The organism is Epilithonimonas sp. (genome assembly GCF_056329745.1).
Genome location: NZ_JBWEYV010000025.1, coordinates 23,732 through 44,398, shown reverse-complemented (window position 1 = coordinate 44,398; position 20,667 = coordinate 23,732). Strand labels below are relative to the sequence as shown.

At 39.9% G+C, this 20,667-nt stretch carries 14 protein-coding genes and 1 pseudogene; 2 read left to right on the top strand and 13 right to left on the bottom strand.

Features of this window, described 5'->3' with window-relative positions:
* Window positions 1-146: 146 nt before the first annotated feature.
* The 12 genes and pseudogenes from AC00Y6_RS14525 to AC00Y6_RS14470 all read right to left on the bottom strand — a co-directional run.
* A pseudogene (locus AC00Y6_RS14525) lies at window positions 147-392 on the bottom strand (hypothetical protein); the annotation flags it as partial.
* Window positions 393-1,258: 866 nt separating this feature from the next.
* The gene (locus tag AC00Y6_RS14520) at window positions 1,259-2,353 is read right to left on the bottom strand and encodes a glycosyltransferase family 4 protein (protein ID WP_474491331.1); all 1,095 of its coding nucleotides are present in this window, start codon (window positions 2,351-2,353) and stop codon (window positions 1,259-1,261) included.
* Window positions 2,350-3,216 (bottom strand): glycosyltransferase family 2 protein, encoded by an 867-nt coding sequence (locus tag AC00Y6_RS14515; protein ID WP_474491330.1) that lies wholly within the window; start codon window positions 3,214-3,216, stop codon window positions 2,350-2,352. Before AC00Y6_RS14515 ends, AC00Y6_RS14520 begins: the two co-directional genes overlap by 4 nt.
* On the bottom strand, window positions 3,216-4,304 hold the full coding sequence (locus AC00Y6_RS14510; RefSeq protein ID WP_474491329.1) for an EpsG family protein: 1,089 nt from the start codon (window positions 4,302-4,304) through the stop codon (window positions 3,216-3,218). Before AC00Y6_RS14510 ends, AC00Y6_RS14515 begins: the two co-directional genes overlap by 1 nt.
* The gene (locus AC00Y6_RS14505) at window positions 4,301-5,416 is read right to left on the bottom strand and encodes a glycosyltransferase family 4 protein (RefSeq protein ID WP_474491328.1); all 1,116 of its coding nucleotides are present in this window, start codon (window positions 5,414-5,416) and stop codon (window positions 4,301-4,303) included. The genes AC00Y6_RS14510 and AC00Y6_RS14505 overlap by 4 nt, the downstream gene beginning before the upstream one ends.
* A complete protein-coding gene (locus tag AC00Y6_RS14500) occupies window positions 5,406-6,299 on the bottom strand; it encodes a glycosyltransferase family 2 protein (RefSeq protein WP_474491327.1) in 894 nt (297 codons plus the stop codon). Before AC00Y6_RS14500 ends, AC00Y6_RS14505 begins: the two co-directional genes overlap by 11 nt.
* On the bottom strand, window positions 6,296-7,666 hold the full coding sequence (locus AC00Y6_RS14495) for a glycosyltransferase family protein (RefSeq protein ID WP_474491326.1): 1,371 nt from the start codon (window positions 7,664-7,666) through the stop codon (window positions 6,296-6,298). The genes AC00Y6_RS14500 and AC00Y6_RS14495 overlap by 4 nt, the downstream gene beginning before the upstream one ends.
* A 17-nt stretch (window positions 7,667-7,683) precedes the next feature.
* A complete protein-coding gene (locus AC00Y6_RS14490) occupies window positions 7,684-8,835 on the bottom strand; it encodes a glycosyltransferase family 4 protein (RefSeq protein WP_474491325.1) in 1,152 nt (383 codons plus the stop codon).
* A 1-nt stretch (window position 8,836) separates the two neighbouring features.
* A complete protein-coding gene (locus AC00Y6_RS14485; protein ID WP_474491324.1) occupies window positions 8,837-10,348 on the bottom strand; it encodes a lipopolysaccharide biosynthesis protein in 1,512 nt (503 codons plus the stop codon).
* Window positions 10,348-12,660: a GumC family protein gene (locus AC00Y6_RS14480; protein WP_474491323.1), complete on the bottom strand. Its 2,313-nt coding sequence runs from the start codon at window positions 12,658-12,660 to the stop codon at window positions 10,348-10,350. The genes AC00Y6_RS14485 and AC00Y6_RS14480 overlap by 1 nt, the downstream gene beginning before the upstream one ends.
* A gap of 4 nt (window positions 12,661-12,664) precedes the next feature.
* Window positions 12,665-13,459 (bottom strand): polysaccharide biosynthesis/export family protein, encoded by a 795-nt coding sequence (locus tag AC00Y6_RS14475; protein WP_474491322.1) that lies wholly within the window; start codon window positions 13,457-13,459, stop codon window positions 12,665-12,667.
* A 53-nt stretch (window positions 13,460-13,512) separates the two neighbouring features.
* A complete protein-coding gene (locus AC00Y6_RS14470; RefSeq protein ID WP_474491321.1) occupies window positions 13,513-14,169 on the bottom strand; it encodes an outer membrane beta-barrel protein in 657 nt (218 codons plus the stop codon).
* Window positions 14,170-15,322: 1,153 nt separating this feature from the next.
* Between AC00Y6_RS14470 and AC00Y6_RS14465 the strand changes: the two genes are divergently transcribed.
* Together AC00Y6_RS14465 and AC00Y6_RS14460 are read left to right on the top strand one after the other, a co-directional pair.
* The gene (locus AC00Y6_RS14465) at window positions 15,323-15,616 is read left to right on the top strand and encodes a hypothetical protein (RefSeq protein ID WP_474491320.1); all 294 of its coding nucleotides are present in this window, start codon (window positions 15,323-15,325) and stop codon (window positions 15,614-15,616) included.
* A complete protein-coding gene (locus tag AC00Y6_RS14460; RefSeq protein WP_474491319.1) occupies window positions 15,609-18,893 on the top strand; it encodes a S8/S53 family peptidase in 3,285 nt (1,094 codons plus the stop codon). The genes AC00Y6_RS14465 and AC00Y6_RS14460 overlap by 8 nt, the downstream gene beginning before the upstream one ends.
* A 1,039-nt stretch (window positions 18,894-19,932) precedes the next feature.
* Here the strand turns inward: AC00Y6_RS14460 and AC00Y6_RS14455 are convergent.
* A complete protein-coding gene (locus tag AC00Y6_RS14455; protein WP_474491333.1) occupies window positions 19,933-20,418 on the bottom strand; it encodes a regulatory protein RecX in 486 nt (161 codons plus the stop codon).
* Window positions 20,419-20,667: the final 249 nt, after the last annotated feature.

Below are 20,667 nucleotides of genomic sequence, written 5' to 3'. Positions count from 1 at the left end.
GTTCAACAGGAGTTTCATTGTTGGCTCTTCGAGCCCAACGAAACTCTGGTTATTATGTGCAGTAATAATTTGTCAATATGTAAATTGGGTTTCTTCTTTCCGTTCAAGTATTTCACCATTTATTGGCGATATTTTAAGAATTTCAACACCATCCTTGGATCTGCCGACGTCCGCAGGAGCGCCTGGATGCTGTTGCGCAGCAGCTTGCCCGCCTTGCCGGCGCGGCCAAATTCCGCCATGTTTTCGCGCATCCTTTGGAATTTAGGGTCGCTGTGGATACGGGCAGCGGGGATGCCGCCTCTTTCGCGGGCCATATACCCGTCTTTGGAACGGTAGAAGGTGATGTCACCCAGTGTGCCGTTCAGTTTAATAATACTTTTTTGTCTTGCCATGATAGGTCAGTGTTTTAAATTAAAAATTCAGATGTGGAGGGTACACCTGTGAAACCCGTTGTGATCACAGGGCAAAACTCCAAAAACACCGGAACACCACCATGCCCCTCCGCCATTAACGACCCTTTTTGCCGAAAAACACCATCCCCGCCGCTCTCCAAGTCTCCCCCCCCAACCTGTCATGCTGAGCCTGTCGAAGCCTCTTGTCTATCATTTATCCGTCTATCCCACTCCCAAACTCTAAAACCTGCCACGCTGTGCCTTTCAAAGCATCCATCTCCCATCTCCCCATCATCTATCATTTATCACCTATCATTTATAAAAAAACTATCCCGATGAGTCCGTCGAAGCCTCTTGTCTATCCCTCTATCATCTCTCAAACTCTCAAACCCTCCCACTCTCAAACTCCCAAACGCACCCATCTCCCCGCCAATGTGCATAAAAAAAGCCAACGGCAAAACCATCGACTTCTTTATACAGACAGGCCCCCTAATCAGACTACGATTCGCAAAGCAGAATCCTCCAGAGCACTAACACCAGTTCTATTATAGCACAATAACTTCCGATACCACTTAGGTTTCTTTTTAAAATTTAAATTTTTCAATTGCAAAGTTATATATTCAAGAATTACTGTATTAAAAAAATAAGTAATCTAATTGCCTTTCTTATACCCCTAAAGATTAGCTAGGAATTAGAATAAATGTCAACTGTGTTTCTATATCCTAAAAAAGAATTATTATTAATAAAGAATAACTTGCAAAATATGTACTCCACTTTTATCGAGGAATTTTTAAATAATGATTACTGCTTTTTGTTATCAAAATGGATATTATGAATCACGGTGATATTTTTTCAAAATCTCATTGTTAGCTCAATATTTTAATCAATTTTTCCGCTGAAGATTGCCAGGTAAGTTCCTCTTTAGCATAGCTATAAGAATTCTTACTCATCTCAATAAATTTTTCAAATGGCATGTTATACAATTGATTAACAGCATGAGCAATATCCTTAGATTCCGCATTAACGCAAAGACCAAGATTTTTTGGTACTTGTTCTGCTAAGGCTCCAATGTTTGTTACTATAACAATTTTACCATTGCCATAAGCCATCGGAATGACTCCAGACTGACTTGCATCAATATATGGTAGTATTACAAAATCATTCTCTTTCAAAAGAACCTCCATTTCTACCTCAGACAACCAATGGTTTTTAATTACAATATGAGATCTAATTTTATCAATCTTTTTTCTATAAGGAGCTAGATCACCTTTACCTGCTATGGTTAAAATTATATCTTTTTTCTCTTGAACAACAAGATTTATTGTATCCAATAATAGATCTATTCCTTTATATTTTTCAATACGTCCAATAAATAATACTTTATTTAAAAAATAATCTGGATAATTCGGTACTTCGCTACTAAAAAATCCAGCATGGGGTATAACAAATATATTTTCTTTTTTTAAATTATAAATTGTTGACACCTTATTAATAAAATATGTATTCAGTAAAACAATTTTTTCACATTGCTTGATTTCCATCTTTCTTAAAAATTCAACAAAGTATGATTTTTCCCCCAAATGTAGAATGGGATCATGCAAAGTATAAATTTTTTTATAATTTTTAAGAAACAAAAAAACTCCGGGATTGAGCAAAGAACCCATAGGAAGATATATCCAATCAGGGTTATAATTTTTAATAATACTTGCTATTTTGTGGTAAAGAAAAATATTAAAAATTGAGAACAAAAATTGCTTTTTGTTGGTATAGGTTTCTACTGTTACTATTTCTAGGTTTTGAAAAATAATAGTTAGATTTTGCCATTCGCTTAAATTGTCTATATTATTTGGAATAACAACCTGACAGTTTACTTCATTTTGCTGCAATAAGGCCTTAGTCATTTCAAATGCATACTTTGGACCGGCTCCATTTCTCCCTAAGAATAATACTGTTAATTTCATTTTTTCAATTGAAATTTATCTTTTATAAACATCGCAACACCAAAAGGTTTTAAAATTTTAAATAAAAATGGTATTTTATGCTTTATTGTAAAATCGTTACTCTGAAACCTATAATAATTAATTACTGATTTTATTTTTTCTAATACATTATGCCCTCTTTGAAATTGTTCAATATAGTAAAGAGTTGTAGATCTAGGACTCATCATCCTAACCTTAGTTATTGAGGAAGTAAGTCCACCTTCTAAATATTCTCCTACGTAAATCCCCTTATTAATATAATGTACTTTATAAATACCAGACATTCTAAACATAACCAAAGCTTCTGGTGCAAATTTTTCCCCTATAAATTGAGGAAACTTAAATTTTGAAATTATATCGGTTTTAAAAACTTCTGCTTTATCAGAAGTTAACTTTAATTTTAAATCATACAAAGAAGATATTATTTCATCAATGCCGTGATCTCCACCAATAACATGACCTAACGGATCTAATCTATTAAATATTAATCCACAAAATTCGTTACTTTTAATTTTACTTTTATGATACAATATTGTTTCTACAGCATCCTTTGTAAGATAATCATCACTGTCAACAATAAAAAAAAGTTCGCCTTTTGCCAACTCCACTCCTTGGTTGATGGCAATATGCTTGCCTTCATTCTCTTTTTGCAAAAAAGTAATAGGTAGCATGTTTTCCTTCATAAAATGATTGACAACTTCTGCAGTAAGGTCAGATGAACCATCATCCACAATGACCCATTCAAAATTTTTAACCGTCTGGGCTTTTAGGCTGTTATAAAGCCGGGGCAGTAAGTCTCCTCGGTTATATGTCGGCGTAAATATGGTTATCAGGGGTTGGTTCATTATTTAAAGGCTATAATCAGTGTAAAGATAAAACTTATCAGGATAAGGCCCGCCAAATACCGGTACTGGTTTACAAAAATCCATTTTTTAAGAACCGGGTAAACCAAAACGGTAGGCATCAGCATCCAAGAGAGGTAGGCTGTCCGGTCTGTAAATGCCGCATAGATCATCAGGAGCCAATAGGTATTCGCAATAATATAGGTATTATAAATCCAAAGGTAAAAACGGTCTTTATAGCCCTTTTTATATTGGTAATAAGCACCCACGGCAATAGGCACCGCACTGTAAAGCACAAAATCCAACCGGTAACGCCGCGTAACAATGGCTTTAAACTCATCACTAAAAAGATTATCGGTCCTTGCATCTTCGAAACCGAGGGTATTGAAAAAAGTGCTGACCGTTTGTTCCATTGCATCACCGACAAAATAAGCGATGACAGCAGCGATAACCCAAATACCAATCAGTACTCTAGAATCTTTTACAAAATAAGCCACCGCTAAGGCCAGAATGGGCAAATACATCGAGCTGTGAAAAGTCGTGGACAGCCAGAGCAACAGGATAAATAAAATTTTGCTACTGCGAAAAAAACCAAGCCCAAAAAGAAAAATGGCAACGGCCAGACCATTGCGCATCGTATTCATACCAAAAGCAAAAAAAGACATGGACACAATCGAGACAATGGATGCAAGGATAGCATATTGCCCAAACCATTTTTTAAACGTGATGTACGGTAATAAAACATAAATGGCTGCACTAGACAGATAAAATACTTTAATTCCAAAAGGGCGCATCAGTTTCATATACAGATAAAAACCGACATCCTTTGATTCTGAAAGATCTGTTGATAATATCCTGTCAAAGGTTCTGGTATAAGTTCGTGTATCCCCAAGATATTTTGAACTGGCATAAGGGTCTCTTGCACCAATATAAAGGATCACAAAGCCCAAAAAGAGAACCTCAAGCGTATGCAAAACCGTATCAGAAAGAATCTCACCATTCTTATAGACAGACAACTGCATTGCAGCAACGAATATAAGCAATGCCACACCCACATAATAGAGTAGGATATAATGCTCTATAGGAATCATCGGCTAAGGATCTTATCTAGTTGCTGACAGTAATAGCTCCAGTTGGCTGTACTTACTACCCTTTCTCTCCCGGCAGCCGCTTGTGCGGTAACAGCTGCGGGCTGGTCAATCAATGACGTTAGTAAAGCAGAGAGCTCTTCTGTATTGTCTTGGTCTATGAGCCATCCGCCTTCTCCCGGGATTACGGCATCAGGAATACCTCCGGTTTTGGCGCCTATGGATGGCGTTCCGCAAGCCTGCGCTTCCAAAAAGACCAGACCAAAACCTTCCACACTGGTATCGCCTGCTTTTTCGCGGGTAGGCATTATAAAGACGTCAGCAGAACTATACACCTTGGGAAGGTCTTCATCCGGGACAAATCCGCAAAAATCAACCTGCGCTTCTAATCCCAACTGCCGGATCAGCCGCTGAAACTCCTCCAGATAACTGCCCTTGCCGCCAATGGTCCAGCGGATTCTGCTGCGGTAATGCTCCGGTAACCCCGCAATAACCTGCGCAACAAAATCATAGCCTTTAAATTTCAAAATTCGGGATACTGTTACCAGGTGGAGATGGCCGTCATTGCTTTTGGGTGCACAAGGGCGGAAAAAATCGGGGTTCACCCCCAATGGTAAAACCTCAATAGTAGCTTGGGGGCTAACCATCTGTATCAACCCTGCCGTGTAGCGGGAATTGGCAATCACAGCCTTTGCCCGTCTTAAAATAAATGAGGCATAAACGGGAAGCCAAAACTTTTGGCGGAAGGGTGAAGGACCGGCTAAAAACTCGGTGCCATGCCCCAAAATATAGAGCTTCTTAAAACCCGCCAGCCATGCAAGGCTGGCCTCAGGGTGATAAAGCCCACAGAGAATATCGGTTTGCGCTTTGTTATCCCACCTCCGCAGGAACTTAAACAGCCGCCACTCAAGTCGCCCTCGCGGGGCATCGATTTCGATAATTTTGAGATGGTCCCGATGGTACGATAATGGCAGCGCATTTTTTTTGTGTGTAAGCACTGTAATGTCGCGGTAATAAGGCTGCATCCCTTCGGCAATTTCTGCACACAGCCGGGCAACACCACCGTCATTGGGAGGAAAATCGTAGGAGAATATGAGGAGTGTTCTATCTCTCATACACTGTCATTTTTGTAGGTTTCATCCCCGTTCTTTGACCTTCTATACCCGCTGTAAAAAAGGTTTTAATTAGTGAAGGTTTTTTATAAGATACGGCATAAGCCAAGACAAGGCGGAAAAGTTCTGCTTTTGCCGTTATTCTGTGGAATCCCTTCAGATGTCTTGAGATAATCAGAGAGCGGTTACGCACCAGATTATACATGTACTTCTTAATATCGGAAACCCTGCATCCTCCTGTATCTGCTGCTAAATGGATAACATGTGCAGCAGAATTAAACCATATTTTACCTCCTGCCTCTTTTACCCTCAGGCAAAGATCTGTCTCTTCATACAAGGCCGCACCTTTAGTCAGGTTTTCGTCCATTCCATTGACCTTTAAAAAAAAATTCTTTGTAATGGAAAAGTTCCCACCTCCTGCATGGTCTACTTCTAAAAAACCTTCCTTGTGAAAGCTTCTTAAGGGGGTTGCGGTTTTACTGACAAATTGCCCAATTACGCTATCAGGATTATTTTTGAATTTTTCCGTAATACCACCTGCAACAACTGCGACATCCGGGAGTTGCACATAGGTGTCCCAATGATGCTGCAAAAAATCAGGCTTACATTCTATATCATCGTCGATATAAACCAGAATATCATATTGCGCTTTTTGTGCGCCATAGTTTCGGGCTTCGGGGAGGCCTCGAAAAAAATCAATGTGATAATAATGTAACAACGGATGCTGATTCGCAAGGGTGATGACCTGCTGATCTTTGTGTTGAGACTGGTCCACAACAATAATCTCATAGGGCTGGTTAACCTGTTGCCGCAAGATATCATGCAGGGTGGGGATCAGAAAATCTGTCCTGTTAAGTGTTGGGATAATGACTGAAAGTCCTTTCATAACTGCAAAGATTCAAAAATTTTAATAAATGAAGCCGCTTGATTAGATGCTAAATATTGCGTACAATATTGTAAATTCGTATTCATCTGCAATTCTCCGCTAACTAATTTTTTCATATTTTCAACACCATCTACATCATCATCAATAAAAACTCCCAAACCAGCCTTAATCAATTCTGACCGGGCTTCACTAGGGTTAGGAATCATTGCCAAAACTGGCTTTTGTAATGCAATATAGTCTACCATCTTTGCAAAGTTATTCCACCAATGTGCTTTATATCCTGGGATTAAAATAGCCGCATCCGCATTTTTAATATGCTGATAAAGTTCCTTTTGAGGCATATGATCTATAAGAGAAATAATTCCAGCCTGTATCAGGTCAGCAGCATAAGGCAAAATTATTGGCAAATTAATGTTTTTGTTGCCAATAATTTTTATTCTTATTTTTGAGGCAAATTCTAAATGTTTTTCCTGAAATTTTCTAAATATTTGAAAAAAATAATCTTTATATTCATGAAGATACTCTCCAACAAATATCCATTCAATAATGTCATTATCAGGTTCAATGTTTTGAGGAATTAAATCGTCATCCAACCCTGTAGGTATAAATGAAATTTTGTCATCAAAAAGACCGTTATACATCTCATGGTATATGAGCGTATATGAATATCCCAACATTGTAATTTTATCTGCTAAGGTAAATGCTTTTTTTTCTATTTTGTATTGTCTTGCTTTAACTGTAGACAATTGTGAATGTGTTTTATAAGCATACATAACAGGATCACGATAGTCAAGAACCCATTTTAATGATGGATTATTCAATTTAAGTCTTGATCCAATTTCTAGAGTTGTAAATGGAAGTGATGAAGTATAGATAATCCCAATATTCTCTTTCTTTATGATGTTCTCTGCCAATGCCACAGCATTTTTTTTCCACGTCCAATATCGATCAGGATTATTAAGGTGGTGTTCAAGAAGATAATTATAGAACCTTGACCAAATACTTGTCTTCAAAGCTATATTAGTCGGTTTATCCTTATCTGATACATCATTTTTGTTGTTAAGAACAGAATTATAATAGCCTTGTTTTTTAAGAGTTTTAAAGGTCAGGTCTTTTCCTGTCAGTGCCATTCTAACACCCCTTAATGTTGGTTCAATATATCTTGCACGGTAAATTGGAACGTCATCAAGTTCCTTTAGCAAATGTTCATCTTCATTGTATACATAGTTAGTATCAACAGTTAAAACAATAGGATTCCAACCTGCTTTTTTCAAATATTTTACCAATTTATGTGCCCTGAAAACTGCCGCATGAGTTTCCGGTGCGAAAAAAGGCGTTATAACCAATATATTTTTATTAACAATCATTTTTTTATTGAAAGAATCTAAAGGGCCTTAACTATCTTTTTGTAATATTTAATATTTTCTATAATTAATTTGTCCTGATCAAACAAATCTTTTGCTCTGATTTGCGCACGCTTTCCCATTTCAACTCGTGTATCAGCATCAAGTAACAAAAAAATTTTTTTTGCAAATAATGTATGGGAGAACGGGTGTATTAGAAATCCAGAAATCCCATGCTCTACTATTTCACGATTCCAAGGCATATCAAAAGTAATTACTGGTTTTTTCATTATCATAGATTCTATAGTTGATAATCCAAAGGTTTCAGCATGAGAAGGAAAAATACAAACGAATGCTTGTTGTATTATTTGCTGCATTTCATGATAAGGAACTGTGCCCCTATAATCAACTTTTGCTAGTGCTGCCGATGAGAAACCCTTCTGCATCAATTCCCATACCGATTCGCCTGTAATATGGTCTATAGTATCTTTGCCTGCAAGAATAAGTCTGGCTTCTGGCTTTTTGGCTATAACTTCATTAAAGATAGAAGGAATTTCTAAACATCCCTTTTTCCTCATTAATGAACCAAAATATAAGATAGAAGGAGTTTTGTCGGACTGTGCTAGTTCGTCAGTTAATTTGAACTTGTTAGTATCTACCCCGTTGTAGATGACATGTATAGGCTTCCCGGTAAGGAATAATTCTTCTGTTAATTCTCCTGCAAATTTGCTTACAGCAATAATGGCATTTGAGCGTTTCAGTGCCTTTTTTTCCAGATAATACAATAATTTGGATGGCCTTTTGTTCTCCAATTTATTAAAATAGGTTACAGAACCATGCAATCTAGTAATTATCGGTATTTTCAAATTAACAAATGCATGCCAACCTTCCCAGTCCGGGCATTCGAGCAGATCAATACTGAGTTCTGTAATTTTTTTCTTTATAACACGTGCTATTTTCAATCGATCTATAAGAAAAGATAACCTGGATGTTTTAACCCTAACAATTTCGATAATCTTAATCTGATAATCGATCCATTCCCGATCTTTAGCAAAGTCACCTATCAAAAAAATTGTGACCTGATGTCCTTGTTTGACCAAGCTATCTGCCATACTTTTCACAAAGCTCCCAATACCACCGGCTGGCGGTAATGTAGCATGTGGATACTCTGTTGTAAGGTAAGCGATGTGCATATTATATACGAATAAGTTTAGCTTTTAACTTCTGATAAATCCATTTTCTTTCAGTCCCTGACACGCCAAGAGTAAGAACAAAAAAGAGAACAATAATGTCTGATATAACCACAATAAAAAATGGGTTCGAAAATAAGTATGTTTTAATTAAGTTAACGAGACCATAACTGCACACTAAAATAATTAGATTTTTAAAAAAAATATTTTTAAAGAACTTGATTATATTAAACTCTTGTACATTAGATTTCAAAATAGAAATGGTAAAAAATGCAATACCTATGAAAATAAAAATATTGATATAATATTGATAATAGGGAGAAAAACCATTTTTAAAAAACAGGTACGTAACTGGAAAACTTATAAAAAATAAAATAGCGTTGATCGTATTCATCAATTTAATTTGTCCTGTCGCTTGGATGACATAGGCTATTAAAGGATTCTGTACAGATATTGCCGTAACTACCAGCAAGAGTTTTATAAAACCGGAAACATAAGGCGGAACTGTATGCAACCATAATTCAAGAAAAAAATCAGTCTCTATATATACTGGTATAATAATAAACAGAATCAAATAAAAAGAATAACGAATACCATTATTCATCAGAAAAAAGGTCCTTTCCAAATCACCTTTCGCATAAGATTGCATAATCTGGGGTTTGAAAGACAATGTAAAATTGGAAACAAAATTGGTAATGGTTTGATTAACCATGGTAGCTAAACCTACAGCAGCGTTAAGTACTGTGCCAAAGAAAATATTTTGCAGGATATTATTGCCCTCATTTTTGGTCATCAATGCAAAATTTCCTAAAAGATCCCAGCCAAAAAAGCCAAGTATTTCTTTATATTTTGCTCTGTTAAACTGGTACGAGAATCTGGTTTCAGGAAATTTTCTACGGCAGTAGATCTGAGCAATAAGCCGGCTTACAATGCTGATAAGTAAGGTCAATAAGGAGTAGCTCATCAGCTTGTCCAATGGTAAAACCTGGATAAGGTAAACCACCAGTAATTTACCTACCGCATCAAAAAGGGACAGGTAAGCATAGATATTCATCTTCTCATGGGCGATAATAGCCGCATCATAAGGGATTTGCATCACCGTAAAAAGGACGGATATAATGGACAGCTGATACACCACCATGGTCGCAAAAAAACGCCCTTCCGGGATGTTGAGCCGGTGCATAACAAACCAAAGCCCTACAGTTTCCCCCAATATAAGCAGGATTATACAGAGCCCCAGATGAATAAAAACAGATGTTGAGAAAAGGTTTTTCTTGCTGTTTTCCGTCCCTGTGGCCATTTCGATATTTAGAAAACGGGTGGTGGCCCCGGAAAGTGTGGAGTGCATAAACCCCATCATCGCTACAACGCCGCCCACAACGCTATAAAGACCATAATCGGAGACACCAAGGGTCTGTAGCACAACACGCGAAGTGTATAAGCCTACAACAAGAATGACAATCATCCTGAAATACAGGAAAATAGTATTTTTGGCGATAGTCCTGTTACTCGACATTAAAAAAACCGTTTAAAGAAACCCTTATTTCCGGCAGATTGCGCATAGTAGCCGTACGCATATTTGCCGCCATAGCGGGAATTGCGGGGTTCTATGGCATTAAGGACAAAAGCCATATTTTTGACATGGTTCCTTTCGCGGAACTCGGCAGCATAGTCCAGCATTTCTTTCTCGGTATAGCCGGCTTTTACCACATACAGCAAGGCATCGGAGAGATCCAGCAGGTGCAGGGTATCGCTCACCAGCATCACTGGGGCAGAATCAATGACCACATAGTCATAATGAGCCTTGAGCCATGCTACAAGGGCATCAAACTTATCCATATCCAGCAGGTCATTCGGGTTTGGGGCCATTGCCCCACTAAACATGACATCCAGGTCGGTGTGAAGCTGTGAGTTATGGATATAGTGTTCAGGGGTCTCATCATCAGACACCAGATAATCGGTAATCCCAACATTACGATGTTCTATAAAACGGTGCAGCTGTGGGTTTCGGATGTCGGCACCCAGCAGTAAAACCCTGTTTTTACTGGATAATGTAATGGCCATATTGATAGCCACGGTGGTTTTACCCTCCCCCTTGATAGAGGAGGTAACCAAAATAGTTCCTTTACCTTGTCCGTTTTTCGCTTTGAGCAGGTATTTCAGGTTAGAGGCCAAGATACGGAAGGATTCTGCAAATACCGAGAAATCGTGGGTTTGCACGGTTGTATGGTCTTTGGAAACAGGTATCTCTCCCACAATGGCAATATCGCCGGCTTGGGACAATAGCTGCTGGCGTGTGCGCACTTTGGTATCCAGTGTAAACATCGTGAAGAAAACAAGCAGTGGCAGCAAAAACCCTATAGCCAGTGCTCCACCAGTCACCTGGCTGGGGTTAGGCTTTACCTGCCCAACCGTGAAGGCCGGGTTTACCACTTTGCCCTTGGGTACCGTAACGGCAAGCGTAATAGCATTTTCTTCCCTTTTTTGCAATAGGTAAAGGTAGATCTGCTCCTTCAGCTGTTGTTGCCGGTCAATATTTCTGAAAATCTTTTCCTGACCGGGAAAACGGTCTATCTGCCCTTTGTCAGTATTCAGTTGGCTGTTAAGCTGCCCCGACTGGGCTTTCAAAGCCTCCCGGGTTTCCATGAGGTTCTTTCGCAGGATCGTACGAGCTTCTTCAATATCCTGATTAAGTTGGATAACAGAGGGGTTTTTGGGGGTGGCTTGTTTCAGCACCCTGTTTCGGGTGATCAGCAGGCTGTTATATTGGGCAACATAATTTTCGGTAGCCTGCGACAGCCCCATATTGGTGGGCAGCAACTGTTCCCTTGCGCTCATGTCAAAAATAGAGTTGACGAGATCCAGCCTGGTCACAACATCCAGGTAAGATTTGGTATTGCTGTTGATGTTATCCAGTGCCAGGTTAGCTTGCGTGGTAAGATCTGCTATACGGTTATCACGTTTGAATTTTTCCTTTTCGTTTTCGATACCGGACAGGTCCTTGCTGATAATCTCAAGGCGTCCGTTGATAAAGTCCTGCGTATTCTGCGCTTCGAAGTTCTTATCCTTAACACCGTCGATATTATATTGGCGACTGATCTCGTTTAAAATATCTTCAGATTTTTCCGGAACCATGCCAATCATGGAGAGTTCCATAAGCAAACCTTTGTCTTCCGGCAAGGCTACATTCACTGCGTTCTCCAGCCAACTAACTACGGTGGGAATACTCCAAAAGGCCACTTTAATGGGTGACTGGATTTTCTGGGGATCAAAAGTCCATTGAACAGTACCAAAAGAAAAAGCTGTGGTCTGTCCAGGTAGGATATGTTGGCCTGCGCGTTCTCCTTCCGTAATTTTAACACTGCCTTTGCCAGCAGGTGCTACAACGCAGAAATGCGGTGTAAAATTGCCATTACCCCTTACACTGACAATCGCCGCTTTCAGTGGTCCGTGGTACATCTCGGTTTCTTTGATATTACCAACGCTGTAATAACCTACATTCAACCCTAACTGTTGTGTTACCTGGGCCAGGATAGGTTTGGAGACAATCACCACGGTCTCACCCTGTAATTCCTTGTCGTCATTCACACCCACACCCAGGCTTTTGAGGTCACTGAGCGTGGTGTTGTTCTTAGTATTATTCTGGGTAAGCATCAGCGACGTCTTACTCAGGAATTGGGGTTGGGTATACCGCAGGTATATTTTGGCTGCAATAAAAAACAGTATAATGCTGAGCAAAAACCACGGCCACTTTCGCAGGTACTTATAAATCTCCTGCTTAAAGTTAACCGGCTTAGGTTTGGCGGATAGCTGATCTGATAATTCCATTATTCTATTTGGTAAGGGCGATAATGATAGTGGCAACACCTATTAAAGCTGCCCCAATCTGAAACATTAAACCCCTGTTAGGATTAGAGGCAGTAGCGGCAATCTGGGCATTCTTATCCGGCTGCACATACAGCACATCATTCTGTTGCAAATAGTAATAGGGCGAACTCACGATTCCGGCATCCGATAAATCCAGGTTAACAACCATGTCTTTTTGAGATTCCTCATTGTAACGCACCAGCTTTACCTGGGTTCGGTCGGCATTAGACGACATATCACCTGCAAGGGCAAGAGCCTGGAAAAGGTTCAAACGTTCATTGGGACTGGTCTTCTGCCCGGGATTGGCAACCTCGCCTAAGACGCTGATATTAAAATTAGAAAGTTTGATTGTAACCACGGGGTCTGTAAGGTACGTTTTCAACAAATCCTCAATAGCTGACTTCAGTTGACGGTTGGTCATCCCCTTGCAATAAATACTGCCAAGAATGGGGAAACTGATGGTACCGTCGGTATTGACCTGATACTGGTTATCCCCCAGCTTCTGGGCCCCCGTTATAACCGGGGTATCTGCATTGGCCGTTTGGGTCATGGTAGTCCTGTTAAAAGGACGTACAGCAATATCATCCATGGCAGAAACAACAATGTCCAAAACATCGCCTGTCTGGATATGCAGCCCCGTATACCGGGCTTGGCTCACTTCGTCTTCAAAGTGGTGGTTGCTCATATAGATCATATTCTGCTTAGGCTGGCAGGATGTAGCAAAGCTCAACAGAAGGTATAGGTAAATAAGTACTTTCATGGTAAAAGCAGCGTAACAGAAATAGCCCGTGGACACCGCCGGTATTTTTTGGTTTACTCGCGTACGCCGATATAATAATTAACGCCTAAAGCCAGAAATCTATTGTACGTATTATACATCTTATAATCTGGGTACACCTTGGAAAGGCCACGGTCAAAACGAAGGAAAACCTCCAGTTTATCACTCGCCTTCACGCCTACTTTCGCAGAAACGCCATAACCAAAAGAGGCAGTCTTTTGTCCTAAACCAAATACATTAGGGTCATGACCGGTTGCAATGGCATCTTTTACGGCAGTGCCTTCGTCAGTTTTCTCAGACACCAAAAATTCAAGCTTGGGGCCAAACATCAGGAAAATATCGCCTTTGTAACCATGGTTCTTCAGGTAGTACTTGAGGTATAAAGGGACACCCACATACACATTATTATATTTTTGGTAATCAATTTTATCTTCATTCCAGTCGCCTTTCTCCCCTATGGTAGACACTTCCAGCTGAGGCGTAAAATAGAGCCAAGCAGAGTCATAGATATCATTGGAGACCAGCGCAATGTCCGCAAACACCCCCAGGCTGCCACCCCAGCCGCCTTTGCTCACGCCATGCACGCCGGCAATAGAACCTTTATGGATACTGCCCGTAAGACCATACTTCACAGACTGGCCCTGCGCAAAACCCAGCAAAACAACCGAAAATAAAACCAATAACTTTTTCATGCAGAATAATTATACAGCCACGAAATTAGGAATTTTTTAGCAATAATTATTTTTTTTTAACACCATGAACCCAATTAGTCATGAATCTGCGTTAACATACCTTTATCAAAAACGCCGCAGCCACACCTGCTCAGCCCACCTAACCACCATTATCTTTGTGAAGTTCTGAAAAGCCTTTACATTCGAATCACAATACAATCTTTGATGTCGCCCAAGTCCAACTTGCATTTCCTAAATAAATGATCTCTCACCTGTCATTCTGAAGCTCTTGAAGAACTAATTCGTGGGGCTCTCGTTTCTAAGTCACAAACCGATGCATATATTGTCAGACTAAGCGCAGTCACAGTACCTCTGGCAGGCTGAGCCTCTCGAAGGCCATAAAAGAAAAGCTTTTTTCGTTTTATATTGAATCATTGGCTGAACAAAGTGCCCTTACGCCCCTATCACACAATCATGAAAAAAAAACTTGCGCCCATACCCTTAAAAACCCATCCCTTCATTTCAATAATTGATAAATGCTAAGCGATAAATAATCCCACACATTACAAGTCTTGAACTCAAAAAAAAACATCCTTTGTCTTACCCAGATAAGTTTTACGCCCTTGTCTATCTTAAAATAAATTCGCAGACTTATCCCTTTTGTAAATAATGGCTTCGACAAGCTCAGCCTGACACGTTCTAAAAAACAGTTAGTATTAGCGAGTCATCCTGAGCTTATCTTGTAATGAGCTTGTCGAATTATCGAAGGGCTTTTTGTTAGGAAGCATTTTATTAATCATTATTTTTCAATATTAATTAATAAGGATAATTCAATTAGTCAAAATCCCTCGTCTCGCTTGCCTTTTAAACCAGCCCTCAAAAAACACTCCTACACGCTCAAACTCTCAAACCCTCCCCACATCTCATACTTTTATCTTTATCATCAAAAAAACCAAAAATATTGATTACATTTTGAAACAACATTCCTCGCCTATAAAGATATCTGAAAAAACAAAAAAAACCATATCAATAAATTACACAACAATTAAACAAAGGATACATTTAAATAACACTTTTTTTTTATACATTAGCAATCCCGTAAGACTATATCATGTCAATATTAAAAAAAATAATACCATGTATAATTTGTTTTTTTCCTATTTATAGTTGCACCATGAAAAATGACAGTTTGAAAGCCAAGAGCATCAATGAGAGCGATCTTGTTTCAATGACTCCAACTGTTATTTTATTGAATGGAGCATATATAGAAACTTACCCTGTCATTATATATACGCACTACCCAGACCTACTCAAAAAAAAAGGCATTCTTGTGCAAAGTGTATCCGCAAGCTTTGTAACCGCTTTAATCCAAAAAAAGGAGCTTAAAACATTATATAATTTAAAGGAAGTAACACATATTGCACTTCCCACAATAGATAAAATCAATAATTTATTAGAAAATGATTAAAAAACGACTCACGGTACCTCAGCTTTTAGGTGCATTTTTCTTATTTTACTCAGGAATGGGTATGGCACAATATAAGATTGACCCAAAATTTGAAAATCTTATTAAGGAAAAACATCAGCCTTCACTAAAAAATCAAATATCCGGAAGGCTTATTACGGAAGATCTCCTTCCAACATCTTCAATTGTTTTTCCGAATGGTACGGCCAAAGAACTTTACCATGCCATCATTTACACAACTGATGGCAAGCAGCTGAAAAACGAAGGCTACTTAGTTCAATCCGAAGCCAAAACTTTTGTAACAGCACTCTTGTCCATAGAAGACATTGAACGGTTAAGGAACAACAAATCTGTAATTTCGGTAATGGCGCCGGGTATAGATAAGCTTAATAACCAACAAAACACTATAGAATCTGGTGCGGCATTGCTCCATAACAAAGCACTATTCAACACAGCTTATACAGGTAAGGGCGTTTTGGTAGGAATTTATGATACAGGCATTGATTTTACACACCCCGACTTCAGGGATCCGGCTGATCCTTCAAAATCCCGCATAGTCAGTATTTGGGACCAAACCATAACGGCTGTTGAAAATACAGCTGACGTAACTCCTGCAGGTTTTGATTTCGGGGTCGAATATACCCAGCAACAGATCAATGACGAAATAGACGGAACCCCCGCCAATTATATTCGCGAAAAGGATATCAACGGACATGGTACACATGTGGCAGGCTCTGTAGCCGGAAATGGCTCGGCACTAAGCAGCAGGGCAGAAATGGGCATGGCACCGGAAGCAGATATCGTAATTGTGAAAGGAGGCAACGGAAGCTTCCCTACAACCAATACCATCGCCGCGCTAGACTACTTTAAAAGTGTAGCCGAAAAAATAGGCAAACCTATTGTGGTTAACATGAGTATTGGCGGGCAAGGTAGCCCTCATGATGGAAATGGGGCGCACGAATTAAAGGTCAATGAGTTTACGGCATCAGGGCCTGGGCGCGTGGTAGTTATATCTGCCGGAAACGAAGGGGATGGGAATATTCACCAAAGGATATCTTTAGCGCAAGGGGAAAAGAAATCTTTTAACATTCAGGTGGGGAATATCATCGAAGAAACCAACAATGCCCCTATATTTTCTTTTCTTACGTTCAACAAGGGTACAAACGAAGACTCCCCTGTTATAGCGCGCCTTACGGCTCCTGATGGCAATATTTACACACAGAAAGCGGGATCTCAGGGGAAATACTATATAAAAAACCCAACTGATCCTACCAAGAATATAATCTCCATGCAGCTTCTGAACTATGTAGACTCGGCATCAAAAAAAAGGTTTACACAACTAGTGGTTAACCGGACTGCAATTACCGGAACAAAGGGGACCTATTCTCTGGAAATTGAAAACACCTCCGAAAACCAGCTGACAATTGACGGTTGGCTTTACTCTATCAATTCTGACTTGGCAACAACCACATTACCCTTTGGGGACAATTACTATACCGTAGGATCTCCCGGGACGGCTGACGAAGCCATTACAGTGGCTAATTACGTGGGAAAAAATGCTTTTGCAGTTAACAGCAGTAACCCCACTGCAAATGCAACCTATTCAGCACCTTACATTACCGGCCAACTCAATTCTTCCAGTTCTAAAGGTCCAAGAGCCGATGAAGCACTGAAACCTGATATCGCCGCTGGTGGGACTTTTGTTATTTCCGCAAGAAGCAAGGATGTTACAGATCCGTATATTATTGATGGTCAGTACTATTCCCAAATGACAGGAACCAGTATGTCGTCGCCTACTGTGGCTGGTGCCACGGCATTACTCCTTCAGGCTAACGGTCAGCTTACGGCAAAAGAGGTCAAAAAGAGATTGACAGAGAATACGACCAAAGATCAGATAACCACAAACAGTTATACAAATGAGTTCGGGTATGGAAAACTGAACATTTATAAAGCCGTGTACGATGAGCTCAACCATAAAAATAATAATGGGACGTGCCCACCGAGCAACAATATTACCCTGGCTTATGATAACCAGAACTATCTATTTGGCGCCGCAAATGGAACAGGGGTTTTGAATTATGGTACAGGGACTAAAGTAGCCGTAAAATACACACCGGCAACAACCGGAAAATTAGGTAGCGCCGTTGTATTCTTAGGAAACTATAATACAGAAACTGCTGCTGCCATTCCGATGACAGTAGAAGTCCGGAAAGCTGATGAAAATGGCAAACCCGGTGCAGTACTGGCCACCAAAACCATCCCTAATGTAAAATTACTTGAGCAGTCCGGCTGGAACACAATCGATTTTATTGATCAGGGCATCAACGTGACAAAAGGGGAAGACTTCTTCATTACCGTAGGGGTGGATGCTGCACCGCTTCGCTTGGTTGTGGATTCGAAAAATATCGACCAGAGATCTTATAGATCTACAGACAATGGGCAAACATTTGCCATAGATAACACGTATGATGCCAAGCTGCGCGCAGTGGTTTATGAAGACAAGCCAGGAATTAAACAGCTTGCCACTTCCAGCCGTGAAGCATCACAGGCAGTACAGTTAGGTTATAATTACTTCATCAATAGTTGTGAATTGATAACAAGGGTAGAGGCTTCCGGAAGTTTACCGGTAACGGGAAATACAACGGCAAAAGTATGGATGGATCCTTCCCAGCAGTCATTCGTACGCAGAAAAATAGAGGTTAATGCCGACAACAACAACTCTGTTTCTACTGGAAAAGTAACACTGTTCTATTCGCAGGAAGATTTTGACCTCTACAATGCATCCCACAATGTTAAACTTCCAACGTCACACACCGATGAAAATAATAAGACCAACATCTATATTCATTTCTATGCCGGCAAAAGCAGCGATAATACAGGAAACCCTGACTCTTACGCAGGGGCACCATTAGTTACAAATGTTCAGCCAAATGATATTGTATGGAATGACACATACGGCTATTGGGAGGTAACAGTTAACGCAACAGGATTCGGTGGCTATTTAATAACAGGCAACAAAACTCTGGACACTAAAAATACAGCATTGAATACGCTGACAGTCTATCCAAACCCTGTTAAGGACCAGCTTAATATCACGCTCCCAGCAGGAATCAATAAAGCAGCGGTACGGATTTTTGATATGTCTGGAAAGTCCGTTTCTACTAATCAAATCAACCAGGATTCTGCTAAGATTAACGTCAGTGCCTTAACAGCCGGTGCCTATATTGTTGAAATCAATACAGCCGCTGGGGTGGTATCGAAAAAAATAATCAAACAATAACAATTACAATTTAAAATCAAAAGAATCCGTCTCACAAATCTGAGACGGATCTTTTTTTCCTCTACAAAATTAAAACTGATTTATTTGATACAGATGAATAAAAAAACGCATTAACCGTTAATCCTCGAACCACTAAAACCTTTCTATCCTTGTGTTGTCATATCGCAGAAATCTATGCTCTCTTAATGGACAACACCACGAAACGATAAACAACTCCTAACCCCCAAGCTTTCTTAACTAAAAACTTGGAGTTTTCAAATCCTCAAACTCTATATGTACTTGAAACCATACAAATCATCACATCTCACGAGCACACTCTAATTAATTCCTAAGGATCCCAACATCCAATTGCCGAATAGACCCACATTGCTTATATTCGATAAATGATTTACTTAACTGTAAGTTTCAATCCCAAATAATCAAACACTCAACCACTTTTTTCTAAAACACCCTATCCACCTAACGCTCTCGGAGCCAATAAAAAGCTCCTTCCTATATACTCAATCCCCAAATATCATTCGCTGAACAAAGTGCCTTTACGCCCCTATCAAACAATCATGATAAAAAAAACTTGCGCCCATAGCGTTAAAAGACCCTCCCTTCATTTCAATAATTGATAAATAATATGCGATAAATAATCCCACACAGTACAATTCTTGAAATCAAAACACCATTCGCTTTACTCAGATAAGTTATACGCCCTTGTCTATCTTAAAATAAATTCGCAGACTTATCCCTATTGTCAATAATGGCTTCGACAAGCTCAGCCTGATACGTTCTAAAAAAACAGTTAGTATTAGCGAGTCACACTGAGCCTAGCCTGTAATGAGCTTGTCGAATTATCGAAGGGCTTTTGTTAGGAAGCATTTTATAAATCATTATTTTTCAATATTAATTAAAAGGATAATTCAATTAGTCAAAATCCCTCGTCTCGCTTGCCTTTTAAAACCAGACCCAAAAAAAATACCCTACACTCTCACCCTTCAACCTGTCATGCTGACCCCACCGAAGCATCCGCCTCCCAATCATCCATCATCCATCATTTATCATCCCTCTCCCTCTCCTCACGCACAGCGGTTATGGCCTCGTACTCATAGCCCTTGGACAATAGGTGGCGCGTGGTCTTCACGCCCTTTTGGTAATCCTGCAGCCCTTTAAGCTGCGAATAATAAGTGTCATACATTTTAGAAAGTTGGGCATGGTAATCTTCGGGGTGTATCTCATCCATACATTGGCGGATCAGCTTCTCGGTAATGCCTTTCATTTTAAGTCCGGATGTAATCTTCTGGCGCCCCCAGTGTTTGATGTAGAATTTACCCCGGATGTAGCTGCGGGTAAAACGTTCTTCATTCAGGTAGTTCTCCTGCATCAAGTACAGCAGGATCTCTTCGCGGGCTTCGGGGATCAGGACAAACTCGCGCATCTTCTGTTCCAACTCACTGTGGCAGCGGTCTTGGTAAACACAGTAATTGACCAGTTTCTGTTTAATCTCACTAAAACTGAAAAGCTTCTTATCGGCGGGCATCATAGATCATTGAGGAGGCTAAATTATAAAAACTGGCACAACTATCAAACTATTTATCACCCATCATTCCTCCTAACCCTCACTTCGAAGTCCCAGCCGAAGGGAGGTATCGAGAAGCCAACACCCACGCTGTCAGGCTGAGGCCCTCGAAGCCCATCACCTAACTCTAAACTATGAACCTTGAACCCTGAACCTTGAACCTTGAACTCTGAACCTTGAACCCTGAACTCTGAACCTTGAACTCCCACA

Excerpts from the sequence above, each read along its gene's own strand:
- AC00Y6_RS14465 (WP_474491320.1), top strand. The coding sequence starts at position 15,323 with ATGAAAAATGACAGTTTGAAAGCCAAGAGCATCAATGAGAGCGATCTT.
- AC00Y6_RS14510 (WP_474491329.1), bottom strand. The coding sequence starts at position 4,304 with ATGATTCCTATAGAGCATTATATCCTACTCTATTATGTGGGTGTGGCA.
- AC00Y6_RS14480 (WP_474491323.1), bottom strand. The coding sequence starts at position 12,660 with ATGGAATTATCAGATCAGCTATCCGCCAAACCTAAGCCGGTTAACTTT.
- AC00Y6_RS14455 (WP_474491333.1), bottom strand. The coding sequence starts at position 20,418 with ATGCCCGCCGATAAGAAGCTTTTCAGTTTTAGTGAGATTAAACAGAAA.
- AC00Y6_RS14470 (WP_474491321.1), bottom strand. The coding sequence starts at position 14,169 with ATGAAAAAGTTATTGGTTTTATTTTCGGTTGTTTTGCTGGGTTTTGCG.
- AC00Y6_RS14490 (WP_474491325.1), bottom strand. The coding sequence starts at position 8,835 with ATGCACATCGCTTACCTTACAACAGAGTATCCACATGCTACATTACCG.
- AC00Y6_RS14495 (WP_474491326.1), bottom strand. The coding sequence starts at position 7,666 with ATGATTGTTAATAAAAATATATTGGTTATAACGCCTTTTTTCGCACCG.
- AC00Y6_RS14475 (WP_474491322.1), bottom strand. The coding sequence starts at position 13,459 with ATGAAAGTACTTATTTACCTATACCTTCTGTTGAGCTTTGCTACATCC.
- AC00Y6_RS14505 (WP_474491328.1), bottom strand. The coding sequence starts at position 5,416 with ATGAGAGATAGAACACTCCTCATATTCTCCTACGATTTTCCTCCCAAT.
- AC00Y6_RS14515 (WP_474491330.1), bottom strand. The coding sequence starts at position 3,216 with ATGAACCAACCCCTGATAACCATATTTACGCCGACATATAACCGAGGA.
- AC00Y6_RS14460 (WP_474491319.1), top strand. The coding sequence starts at position 15,609 with ATGATTAAAAAACGACTCACGGTACCTCAGCTTTTAGGTGCATTTTTC.
- AC00Y6_RS14500 (WP_474491327.1), bottom strand. The coding sequence starts at position 6,299 with ATGAAAGGACTTTCAGTCATTATCCCAACACTTAACAGGACAGATTTT.
- AC00Y6_RS14485 (WP_474491324.1), bottom strand. The coding sequence starts at position 10,348 with ATGTCGAGTAACAGGACTATCGCCAAAAATACTATTTTCCTGTATTTC.
- AC00Y6_RS14520 (WP_474491331.1), bottom strand. The coding sequence starts at position 2,353 with ATGAAATTAACAGTATTATTCTTAGGGAGAAATGGAGCCGGTCCAAAG.